The 11,794-nt window shown below is 39.1% G+C and carries 12 protein-coding genes and 1 pseudogene; 9 read left to right on the forward strand and 4 right to left on the reverse strand.

Features of this window, described 5'->3' with window-relative positions:
* Nucleotides 1-118: 118 nt before the first annotated feature.
* Nucleotides 119-364, forward strand: a pseudogene (locus D1Z92_RS00005) (ABC transporter ATP-binding protein); the annotation flags it as partial.
* A gap of 12 nt (nt 365-376) precedes the next feature.
* Here the strand turns inward: D1Z92_RS00005 and D1Z92_RS00010 are convergent.
* Nucleotides 377-961, reverse strand: coding sequence for a hypothetical protein (locus tag D1Z92_RS00010; protein WP_128893591.1), 585 nt, complete (start codon nt 959-961; stop codon nt 377-379).
* Between the two features lies 1 nt (nt 962).
* Nucleotides 963-1,904 (reverse strand): hypothetical protein, encoded by a 942-nt coding sequence (locus tag D1Z92_RS00015; RefSeq protein ID WP_128893592.1) that lies wholly within the window; start codon nt 1,902-1,904, stop codon nt 963-965.
* Nucleotides 1,905-2,189: 285 nt separating this feature from the next.
* Here D1Z92_RS00015 and D1Z92_RS00020 point away from each other — a divergent pair, with 285 nt between their 5' ends.
* The gene (locus tag D1Z92_RS00020) at nt 2,190-2,663 is read left to right on the forward strand and encodes a hypothetical protein (protein ID WP_128893593.1); all 474 of its coding nucleotides are present in this window, start codon (nt 2,190-2,192) and stop codon (nt 2,661-2,663) included.
* A 69-nt stretch (nt 2,664-2,732) separates the two neighbouring features.
* Here D1Z92_RS00020 and D1Z92_RS00025 read toward each other — a convergent pair whose 3' ends face one another.
* Nucleotides 2,733-3,317, reverse strand: a complete 585-nt coding sequence (locus D1Z92_RS00025) for a hypothetical protein (RefSeq protein ID WP_128893594.1) — start codon at nt 3,315-3,317, stop codon at nt 2,733-2,735.
* A 1-nt stretch (nt 3,318) separates the two neighbouring features.
* A complete protein-coding gene (locus D1Z92_RS00030; RefSeq protein WP_128893595.1) occupies nt 3,319-4,254 on the reverse strand; it encodes a hypothetical protein in 936 nt (311 codons plus the stop codon).
* A gap of 216 nt (nt 4,255-4,470) precedes the next feature.
* Between D1Z92_RS00030 and D1Z92_RS00035 the strand changes: the two genes are divergently transcribed.
* The 7 genes from D1Z92_RS00035 to D1Z92_RS00070 all read left to right on the forward strand — a co-directional run bounded on the left by D1Z92_RS00035 (nt 4,471) and on the right by D1Z92_RS00070 (nt 11,769).
* Entirely contained in the window at nt 4,471-4,920 is a 450-nt protein-coding gene (locus D1Z92_RS00035; RefSeq protein WP_128893596.1) for a hypothetical protein, read from the forward strand.
* A 3-nt stretch (nt 4,921-4,923) separates the two neighbouring features.
* The gene (locus D1Z92_RS00040; protein ID WP_128893597.1) at nt 4,924-5,976 is read left to right on the forward strand and encodes a phage tail sheath subtilisin-like domain-containing protein; all 1,053 of its coding nucleotides are present in this window, start codon (nt 4,924-4,926) and stop codon (nt 5,974-5,976) included.
* A 79-nt stretch (nt 5,977-6,055) separates the two neighbouring features.
* Nucleotides 6,056-6,496: a phage tail tube protein gene (locus D1Z92_RS00045; protein WP_240666510.1), complete on the forward strand. Its 441-nt coding sequence runs from the start codon at nt 6,056-6,058 to the stop codon at nt 6,494-6,496.
* 92 nt (nt 6,497-6,588) lie between these two features.
* Nucleotides 6,589-6,993 (forward strand): phage tail assembly chaperone, encoded by a 405-nt coding sequence (locus tag D1Z92_RS00050; RefSeq protein ID WP_164931363.1) that lies wholly within the window; start codon nt 6,589-6,591, stop codon nt 6,991-6,993.
* Nucleotides 6,994-7,181: 188 nt separating this feature from the next.
* On the forward strand, nt 7,182-10,148 hold the full coding sequence (locus D1Z92_RS00060) for a phage tail protein (RefSeq protein WP_128893600.1): 2,967 nt from the start codon (nt 7,182-7,184) through the stop codon (nt 10,146-10,148).
* Nucleotides 10,149-10,159: 11 nt separating this feature from the next.
* Nucleotides 10,160-10,810: a LysM peptidoglycan-binding domain-containing protein gene (locus D1Z92_RS00065; protein WP_128893601.1), complete on the forward strand. Its 651-nt coding sequence runs from the start codon at nt 10,160-10,162 to the stop codon at nt 10,808-10,810.
* Nucleotides 10,810-11,769, forward strand: coding sequence for an XkdQ/YqbQ family protein (locus D1Z92_RS00070; RefSeq protein WP_128893602.1), 960 nt, complete (start codon nt 10,810-10,812; stop codon nt 11,767-11,769). Before D1Z92_RS00065 ends, D1Z92_RS00070 begins: the two co-directional genes overlap by 1 nt.
* The last annotated feature ends 25 nt before the right edge of the window (nt 11,770-11,794 follow it).

Raw genomic sequence — 11,794 nt, forward strand, 5'->3', positions numbered from 1 at the left:
GTCTCTTAACCGTAGGGACTACGGGGATAGCCTAATAAACAATTGGCGGTTACGCTGATGTTCTTAGGAATACCCCACTTCAAGCAGCCCGAAAGGGTGATAAGTGGTGGGTCGTTCAATATTAGACGAAGCAACATCTAGCCTTGACAGTGAAAGTGAAAGGTTAGTGCAGGATGCGCTTCATAAGTTAATAAAAGATAGAACAACGCTCATTATTGCACATCGTTTGTCCACGATTAAAAATGCAGATCAAATTATCTTTTTAGATCATGGTGAAATAACAGGTGTTGGCACGCATGAACAATTGATGAATTCCCATGACAAATACACCTTATTCGTACAAACGCAAACGTTTAGTGAATAAGGTGACGAATGATCATGCTGTAGTTAACGCTTCAGAGAAATGATGCTTCATTCTGTATAGTATCAATAGAAAATACAGTGTTGCAACGATAGAGATAAAAATAAGGATATACAGGATCATATCCCATTGCTCATATACATTCATTGAAAAAGGATGTAAGATCATGATCAACATTCTGAAGCTGACATAAAAGGTACAGCCTCGTAATAGTATGGAACGGACTTCCTTGTCTTCCAAGGAATAGTTTTGGTACTTGTCCAAAGCTTGGATAAGGAACTGGAAAATATAAAAAATAAGAACGATGTCCATCCATCCAACGATGATGTTATATATGGTAAAAAAATGAATGTCAGCATAAGCGGTACTGCTACCCGTGAACTGTTCTATGTTGATCATATAAGGAATCGTGAGAAACATGAGTATATAGGAAAATAACCTGACTTTATGAGTAGAAGGGAATGGAGACGATTTTGCACGTGTCATTCCCTTGTAAATAAAGTAATAACCGATGGGGTCAGGTAAGATGTCTATAAAAATATGAAAATCTACAAAAATAAATACAAAACCATAAAACCACGATTTACAAATGTTGCTCATTCTATTTTCTTCCTCCCTTTGTCTCCGTATAGTAGTTTACATCTTCTTGATTCAAATACGGTTTATCCCATACTAAATTGATGTCGTTAAATGATTCACCCGTCGCAGTCTTCCCTTTTATCTTTATCGCAAATTGATAATATGCGGGTTTTTTAGGATGGAACTGCCAAAACGTTTCTAATCGATCACCCTCTGCTAAGGTGAAAGGATAAGCGATGTGTGCAACATTCATTCCTTTAGTTTGAGTCCAACCTATGTATGCATGCTCATATACCCAACTCTGTGGTTGCTCTAGTTGTTCACTATTTTGCACCAACTCCACTTGCCCATTGTCTACCTGTACTTTTCCTACAACGTTGTGATGGAGTAAGTCTAAAGGTACTTCTATTTCTTCTATGGTAACGGGCTGTTGTGCATAAGAAATGAACTTTTGTTGGGTGATGTAGCCTTCGCTAGTACCGTTACCAAAAGCACCATGCCCGTTTGGATAGGTACCTTGTATGTGCACTTGCCCAACATTCACATCTGAACTGCTGCCATCTTCGTAATGAATGGTCATATGTTCAAACTTCAACTCTCCCTCCGTCTCCATTTTTTCCATTAATGTATAACTTTGCAGGTATAATTCTACCGACCTTAAATAGTGATAGCGAAACTCCTTGTCATAACTTGGTGAACCATCTTCCATGAAAAAATATGGATCACGATGCACATAAAGGGTGACATCATCGACAGAAACGTGTGAAATAATAGATGCATCATTTTTGTTACTTAAATAATATAAACTCATAAGCTGTTGCATGTTATCATGCATATAAAACTCGTAATAATGGTCAAGGAAAACGGGCTCATCCAATTGCTGTGACTGGAAATACATATAGTTCCCGCCAAAGCTGATCATGTATAGGATGATGCCGATCCATATCCATTTGATTTTCATCATTTTTCACTCCTATGTAAGCACTTTTTCTCATGTTGTTAGCCGACATATGATCATACCATAAAAAATGAGCATAAAAGAATCTAATAATGAATTTTATGCAGGTAAGTATAGGAAAAAATATTTTTAACAATAGAAATGTAGCATAGTAAAAAACTTAAACTGAAAAATAAATACATATAATCAGAAATTTCAAAATTATATGAATTTATGTAAATATTGTAAAAGGTATTTATTTCTTTTTTAAGAAATGATAGTATTATAAATGAAAAATATGGGAGGTGTATGATGTTGAAAAAGAAAGTTTTAACTTTAGTAGGTGGTACTGTTTTGGCACTTTCTCTACCTCTTAGTAGTGTAAGTGCTGCAAATGTAACAGATGAGGTGCAAGAGAATAGGTTGTTTTCTGCTACACCAATAGCTGCAAATGAGGTTGCGGCTGCTGCAAAAGATGATTTTTGGTGGTATAACTTTACGTGTTACGGTGATAACACGACGATTGGTTCTGGCACTTATTTTAATGGTTCATCTTATGAGAGAGTTGAGATCAAATTTTATGATGATGCAGCAAATTTAGCGGGTATTGAAGTGAAGCTGAGAGATATTAGCACAAATCAATACACGTACTCCACGGTGCTAGATGGGAGCGAGACGCTTGTTTCTTTACCGTTTGAAGAAGGGAAAAACTATCAGGTGTATATTAAAAAGCCAAGTGGTTCAGATCCGTTGTCTGCAGCTTACAAACGTTACGGTAGAAGCTAAACGTTAAAAAATGTTTTGTATTAAAAAAGTAGCTTCCATCATAGGAAGCTACTTTTTTTGGTCCTGTATTTATGTGTGTAACTTTGCCATTCTTTGAGGCGAATAGTATGTTTGCGTTCTTTTTAATAATATTAAAAAATATATCGAAGCAATGAATGACATGATGCCTAATCCCAACATCAATAAACTCATCACATCATATAAGTTAATTAACAAAGGTTGCACAACCAATATACTCACACACAAAAATATATATATTTGTGATGCTTTCACTAGTTTCTTTTTGAATACGATAGAAGGCTTTTCCTGTATGTTGTTGTATTCCAGCATGCACTGAAAAATATAGAAAATGAGAAAAATATCAAGCCATCCGATCAACATATCGTAAAAAGAAATGCGCAAGTAAGGCGTAAACAATATACTTCCATATGAAGTTTGTCCGAATGTGATCATGTTTGGTAGCGATAAAAAGAGAAGCAGTACCGCTAGTTTGCTTACGTTGTTTATCGCGGGTAATGTTACATGTTTTAAGTATGAAACTCCTTTATAAATAAAGTAGTAACCTATGGGATCGGGCAAAAGGTCTACATAAACATAAAAGTCTATAAAAATAAATAGAAAGCCATAAAACCACCATGAACATGCACGTCTCATCTTACTTATCCCCTCCTTTTACTTCGATAATATGATCAATATCTGCTTGACTCAGCGAAGGATGATCTATGATAGGATCGATATCTGCAAAAGGTTCACCTGCTGCTGTCGTTCCTTTAATTTTCATCCCAAATTGATAGTAAGCATATCTGTCTGGACGGAACTGCCAAAAGGTTTGCAATCTCTCTCCTTCTGCTAAAGAAAAAGGGTATGCGATGTTTGTAATATGGATGCCGTTGAAATTGTTCCATTCATCAAAGTCATAACTGTTTAGCCAAGCAGGGGCTTGAACTTCTTGATTTAGAATCATATCCATTTGTGGATTATCTACTTTCACTTTCCCCACTACACCTTGATGTAATAAGTTGAACGGTACTTGTATCTCCTCAATAGTAATGGGCTGCTCTGCATACATCATCGTTTGTTCCCAATGTGTACTACCGCTGCTACCAGAGCGAGCATGCAATACACTTGGTTCCGTACGTCTTTCACGTATACGTACTTCCCCGATGTTGGCATTAACACTTCTACCATCGTCGAAATGAACGGTTATCTCTTCAAATATCCACACGCCTTCCTCATTCACGTGATGTGCTATCACATCGTTAAAATTAGATATTGTCAGCGATTTCAAATAATGATGTCGATACTCCTCCTTATAATACGGTACGGTTTGATTAGAGAAAAAGAAGAAGGAAGAAGGGTAAGTTTCTGGATACATGATTTCACCATCAATAGTGACGTAAGAAGCAGTTGATGTGTCACGTTTGTTACTTAAATAATAAAACGTTAATCCCCAATCGTTATCTACAAAAGGTTCGTAATAATGATCCAGAAAGATCGGCTCTTCCAACTGTTGAGATTGAAAATATATCAAATTTCCTCCCCAACTGATGAGAAAAACGATAAATCCAACCCATATAAATTTTAATTTCATAGTTAACTCCTTTTCTAATGTTCGTTACCTCATATAGCCAAATACTAGCATAGCATACTTAAAGTGAACATAGTGGGTGTATTTTCTATGTTTGCAATGACAATATCGAAAAAATAACGAAACGTGGTTGTAGCTTGCTATTTCATTTACCTATATAAACGAACAGCATGAATGAGTTGCTGACATTACAGCCAAAAGCATATGGAGGTGATACACATGTCCATACAAGCACATTTTCAAGCAGTGGCAGATTTTTTGAAACAAATCCACCCTGATAGTACCGTTGTCAACCATCAAAAACCGAACCCATTAGTGAATGCTTGTTATGTTATTCAACATCGTTTGGATGGAAGGCAAGTGGATTCTAACTATCAGATGAAAGTGGAGCGCACTTTTGTCATTGATTATTATGATACAAATGTGGATCAAGTGCTGACGCAGATGGACATCGTCAGTACGCAACTTTATCAGCATAAAATGCTCACTGTGCAGGGATCGACAGATAAGATTCGCATCGAATCTTTTGCATTTTCCATCCCAGAAGATGTGAGCGACATCGTTTGTAGTGGAGTGCTGAAAGTATCACAGCTCATGCCATTTCAGCAGCCGTCATACAGCAAGATGGAAAATATCTTTACCAAATATAACAACCTTAAGGAGGAATGATCTATGGCAGGAGGAACTTGGGATCCAACCGCTTTGCCTACAAGACCAGGTTTATATTTAAACTTTATCGAAGCTGCGACAGCACAAATTCAGGGTGGTGCGCGAGGCACGGTAGCAATTCCCTTAATTAAATATGATGGTACAGCATTAGAAAGTACCGTGTACACCATTGAAAAAGAAAGTGAAGCCATTGATTTATTTGTCGGATCGGACGCAAGCAAGATAGACAACATTAAGAGCATTCAATTTGCGTTGCAAGGAGGTGCAAAGGAGGTGGTTGTTTACACGATGCCAGCAAGTGCAGCAGAGGCTGATTATGCTGCAATGCGTGACGTACTGGAGACCTACGCATTCAACGTGTTCACTTTTGACCTTGATGATGCTAATACAGCAACACAATATGCAAATACAAAGACATGGACAGTAAACAATCGGAACAATGGAAAACACTTTATGTCGGTATTGGGTAATGACGATGATACGACCGTTCCGTCAACAAAAGCGTATGATGATGACTATATTATTGATTTGAGCAACGGGGTAGAAATAAATGAAAAAATATATACTTCCAAAAATTTTGCTCCATTTATTGCTGGTTTAGTAGCGGGCACAAGTATTAACAAATCCATCACGTATCAACAACTATTCGTAGATGATGTGAATGCTCGTTACAAAAATAGCGACATTAATGAGGCATTACAAAATGGTGCATTGGTGCTCGTTCATGATGGTGACAAAATAAAAATCGAGCAAGGTATCACTTCTTCTGGAAACAAAATTAGAGCTATTCGCGCCAGACAAGCGGTGGCAACGGATGTGATGAAAACTGCTTCCGATTCCTACATTGGGAAATTGGACAACAATGAAGATGGACAGAAAGCGTTACTTTCCGTTATTACTGCGTATTTAGAAGTACTTGAAAATGCAAACGTACTAACAGATATTCAAGTGCAGCTTGATCCAGATAACCCTTCTGTTGGTGACTCTGTGTTCATTCTTATTAGCTATAGAGAAATTGATTCTATGGAACGTATTTTCCTCAACGTCAAAGTATAATCATTTCTTTGCAAAAAGGGATTCATTTTACGATGACAATATGTTTCTTCATACTCAAATAACTAAAGGAAGGTGATTGATGGTGGCTTTAGATGCATCTCGTACGATAAATGGAACATTCGGTGAAGTTTGGCATGATGGTGTGTGGCTTACAAACATTAAGAGCGCAGAAGCGACAGTAGAAATCAATAAGGAAGAAATTCAGCGAGCGGGTACGCGCTGGGTCGCGCATAAAGTGACGGGATTATCCGGAACAGGAACGATAAACGGATATCGTATTACAACGGAAATGATCGATCGAATCGGGCAAATAAAAGATGATACGCAAGGCGCTTATACAACAGAGATCTTAATGAAATTAGCAGATCCAGAATCTTTCGGTGCCTATCGCGTACGTCTCAAAGGCGTGCAGTTTGACAGCATTCCGTTGATGAATTATGAAGTGGGTTCCATCGTAGAAGAAGAACTTTCTTTTACGTTTACTGGCTATGACATTTTAGATTTCATTATCGAAGGCTAGGAATAAAGGAAAGTAGTGGTTTGTCCTCTGTTGGACAAGCCGCTTCTCTCTAACCTTTTTATCCATACAATTGACGTTTTGGAGGTCCAATGATGACAAAGACGACAAAGAGTACTAAAGGGCAAAACATTTTACAAGCACTACTAGACGCGGAAGTAAAACCACAAGCACAGGTGTACATGAAGCGATTTGATGTGCATTTTGTGATTGAAGCATTAGATGGAAAAATGATCAATCGCATTCGTGAGCAAGCTAGTTACCCTGTTAAAGGGGGAAAAGAATTGGATGAAGAAAAGTTCGGATCATTAATGATCGAAAAAGCATGTATCGAGCCGAAATGGTCTGATCCAAAATTAATAGAAGCATTCGGTCCAACAGCAGTAGATGTCATTGGACAGCGTTTGCTAGCTGGAGAAATAGCAAAACTAACGACGGAAATTTTAAATCTATCTGGCTTTGGAGATGAGGAAGAGCAAATAAACGAAATAAAAAACTAATCAAGTCAGGGGGACTTCCCTTTTTACTGCACGAGATCTTTCAGCGACATGGATTGCCTCCTGACGAAGTGTTAGCCAAGCCACAAGTCGTTCAGCAATTTATGTATGGCTCCATGATTTTGTTGCTAGAGGAAGAAGACAAAGAGCGCAGAAGAATGGATCAAGCAAGACGGAAAGGAGGAAGATAGATGGACAAGGATATGAAAAAACTTTTAAATCAAAGTGAACAAACGTCCCTCTATGTGAAAAAGACGTTCAAGACATTAGACGACTTTCAATATAGGATTCAAAAAATAGATAAGCTTATGCTCAGTCAATTGAAGCAGAGTACGAATCATTTAGCTACACTCGTAAAGCAATCTAAACTATGTATGAAAAAAATAGAAAAAGCACTAGCAGGGAGCAAAGCTTCCAATAGTGCAAGTTCAGCGGCAGCTGCTCCAGCCGTCGCAGCTAAAGACGATATCACTGCACCGCTTAAAGCGCTTCTATCCAGCATGCCAGCAGTTTTCACATCTTTAAAAGAGATGTGGAAGCAAAAAATCATCGATCCGCTGACAGCAGAGATGAAAAGCTTAGGCACAGCGATAAGAAAAAGTGGACCAGATATGAAAAAAGCAATGAAAAATGTTGGAGCAGTGCTTCGGCGCATGACTGGATCTTTTCATAGCTTCATCCATAAGATCAAGTCCATATACTCTAATAAAAAGTCAAACCAACCTTGGCTCTTATCCCCATCGCAAAAAGGACTGCAACTTGTAGCAGGAACAAAGCCCTTGCAATTGCAAGCTGCCAAACAACCGTTGGTACTGACTGGGAGTAAGCCGCTACAATTACAGTCTGCAGCCCCCTTACTGTTACCAGCTTCGAAGCAACCGCAGCTGCTGCCAGCAGCAAAACAATCTAGCAATGCAGCAACAAATCCATTATTATTGCCCGCTGGACCAACAGCAAATAAGCAGCTTTTATTGCCACCAGGCCCAGCAGTAAAAGCGCCATTATTATTACCAGCGGCGAAACAACCCTTACTGTTGCCAGCTGCAAAGCAACCGTTACAATTGCCGCCTGCACCAACAACAAATTCACTGTTGCTGCCACCAGGTCCAGCAGTGAAAGAGCAACGATTATTACCAGAAGCGAAGCAGCCGCTATTACTGCCACCAGCGCAAACAAATGATGCTGCTAAAAGGATGAGTCGTTTACGTAAGGTCATGCATAAGTTTGGACAGCATAGCGGTAAAGTATTTAACAAGTTGAGCACCATTGGTAAGCATGTATTTAGCAAAGTAGCGGGAAAAGGAACACAAGCATTTGGAATGATGAAGTCTTCCGCTTTATCTGCATTCAATGGCATCAAAATGGGAGCCGCAGCAGCGGGTGCCGCTATTTCGGTCATTATCGGAGTGCTGAAGAAGGCAGCAGATCTCGCCTATGGTATCGGCAAACAAGGTATCCAAGCCGCGATGAAAACAGAAACGGAAACTATCCCGATACAAGCGGCAATATACGCCAAGTTTGCTGGTGGAAAACAAGCGGAGCAGAAAGCAAAACAATTCACAGATAAGCTGATGGCTTACTTTAAAGAACGGGCGGCCAGTTCCAGACTCAGCAGTGATGACCTACTCTCATCCTATAAAGTGTTAGCACCGACGTTGCAGTATGATGATAAGCAAACGAAAGCGGGACTAGAACTGGCGAACAGACTATCTGCAAGAACAGGCCAAAACTTAAGTAATGCCAGTAAGGAAGTAAAGGCTGTGCTAAGTGGCAATGCAGATGGTTTCGCTAAAAAGTACAATCTAACGAAAGTATTGAAAGATTTTAAGCAACTAACAACCGTAGAAGCAAGAATCAAGAAGTTAGATGAAGCCATGAACACGATGGGAGCTTCTAACTACGCCGTTCAATTAGCAGAAGGGAGTGCAACAGAACAATGGGAGCAGTTAAAGACGGGCTTTAAGCAAGGCATCAAAGATATGGGCATGATGGCGCTGAAATCTATGAAACCCCTGCTAAAACTATTTAACACGATGTTCAAGTCCAAACAGATGCAGTCTTTCTTTACTGCTGGAGGTAAAATGTTAGCTGATTTTATGAAGATGGTAACGAAAGTCGTGTCATGGATATGGAGCAAATGGCCCCAAATCAGCAAAGTGTTTTCTACTGTATTTGAGTCTATACGGCCGATATTTTCGGTTTTAGGGAACCTGTTGTTAACCAGTTTTAAAAACGTACTTCCTTTACTGTCGGGTGTAGTTTCAGCTATTTTTTCTATTTTCATTGCGGTTAGACCACATTGGGAAAAATTTAAGAATCAACTATTTGATGGTTTGGAACAATTAAGACCCCATTTTATGCTTCTCGGTCATGTCATTCGCACGATTGGAAGTATTGTAGGTGCGGTTTTACCCATCGTAATGGATATTTTCGGTACGGTATTTGGCTTCGCTGCACGGATCATTGGTAGGTTAGCGCAAACGATTAATAGATTAGTGACTAAAGTCGTTATGCCGCTCGTTCCTGTCATTGGAAAAGTGTTATCTGCGGTCTGGAAAGTCATCAGCCCTATTCTCAAAGGCGCGCTTACCGCTTTTACGTGGCTATTTGACAAAATATTATGGGTTGTTGATGGGATTATTGACTTCCTTGGATTAGTAGCTTCAGCTGGAGGCAATATTATCAGCAAAGTCATTGATTATTTTACTGGTGAAAGTGACAGCGATAACAGCAAGTCCAACGGACAAGAACAAATAAAAAGGCATAAAGATTACATCGATAAAGTAAAACAAAATACAGAAGAACGTCTACTAGCTAACGATACGGGATTACTAGATTCCAAAAAGTTTAAAGATATTTTTGCACAGTTGGAATTAGAAAATAGTAAGTCTCAACCAACGTACAACAGCGGCACTGGTTTTCCAAGTTGGGCTAGCTGGATGGACCCCAAGTATACGAACAGAGGGTCTGGAGAAGGCGCTACTTATGCCAACGGTAGTAACTTCCCAGCGTTTTCAGCAGGAGCAGAGAACAAAGAAGTGAACATTGAAATACCGAAATTAGCGGATTCTATCATCATACGTGAAGAGGCGGATATCGATCGCATTGCCGAAAAACTAGTGAGTAAAATGAGTGAAGCAGGCTTATCGTTTGCATAGGGGGTGATGTTGTGCAAGTTTGGTTAACGTTTAATAAAGAAGAAGAAAAATTGCAATTACCGGTTAACCCAAGTTCGATTAGCGTTTCCTCTGGTCATATGTATAACGACATCGACGTTTCGCAACGAGGTGAATATACGGTAATAGGTAATAAGCAATTGAAACAATATGAATTCTCCTCTTTTTTTCCACGAGACTATAACGAAGTATTTTGTGAATATAAAGAAGACTTTCCTGATCCATGGGATACAGTGCAAAAAATAGAGCGATGGCAGCAAGCTGGTGATCCAATACGATTTATTATCACCGAGAAAAAAGACCAGACAGATAAAGTGAATACCGCAGCAACGATTCGTTCGTTTTCCTATGAGGAAAAGCCTGGTAGTCCTGGCGATGTATATTACAGTATGACATTAAAGCAGTATGAATATTTGGAGTTTGAGAAAGCAGATAAAGAACAAGACACCTTACAGACAAAGCGCCCCAACGAACAAAGTAAAACCAACACCTATGTCGTGAAAAGTGGTGATTCTCTATGGAAAATTGCACAAAAGACACTTGGAGATGGCAATGCGTGGCGACGTATTTACAATCAAAATAAAGCGGTTATTGGCCCCGATCCTAACTTAATTTTTGCGGGACAAAAGTTGGTGATTCCATGATGTTACGTTGGATTTATGACAGAGACATTTACCTTGATCCCGTAGTGATGTCTACGACGTGGTCAGGGGATACAAAGCAAGCTTTTCGTGTGTTAGAGCTCAAAATATCCAATACGGAAGACGGAAAAACACCTGTTTTAAATATAGAAAAAGGGAAAGCACTACAATTTATGTACGATGATGAAGAAGTGTTTAGAGGCGTCATTTTTCAACATCATCTTGATATAGATGGCATCATGCGTATTACGGCATATGACGAAAATGTTTATTTAACTAAAAACATGGACTCAAAAAAATTTAACAATAAAACAGCTTCCGCCATCATCAAATCATTATGCAACGAATTTGCTATCCCCATCGGTGAGATTACAGATACAGGGTATGTCATTTCCAAAATCATTTTAAGAGACAAGACGCTGTGGAATATGATGAATACGGCACTCATGGAAACGGAAAAACATACAGGGAAGAAATACTACATTTACGCTGCACAAGGACAATTAAATCTCAGAGAGCGCAAAGAAAATAAAGCGGAAGATTGGGTATTGGAAAATGGTTTTAACATTTTAAAAGCATCACACAGCGCTTCCATAGAAGATTTACGAAATCAAGTCAAAGTGGTAAGTGGGGATCAGGATAAAAATCCCGTCTCCAAAACGGTTAAAAATGACGATGCTATTTCCGCTTATGGGCTCATGCAGCATTTGGAATCCACCGACGGGAATAAAAGCAGCTCGGATGTAGAGCAATTAGCGAAACAATTGCTACAGCAGTATGATTTGGTGAAGGAAGAAGTAGATGTAGAAGCACTCGGAGCGGTAAACGTCACAGCAGGTACAACAGTGCAAGTGAAAGAATCGATGACACAGCTGGATGGAGCTTTTACCGTCATCACGGATAGTCATACGTTTGAAAACCAAACCCACACCATGCGATTAACATTAGATAAGTTGAGCTAGTCTCAACTTATAACCTATAAAAAGA

It is taken from the genome of Longirhabdus pacifica, from assembly GCF_004115085.1.
In the GTDB taxonomy this organism is placed as follows: Bacteria; Bacillota; Bacilli; order Paenibacillales; family DSM-105158; genus Longirhabdus; species Longirhabdus pacifica.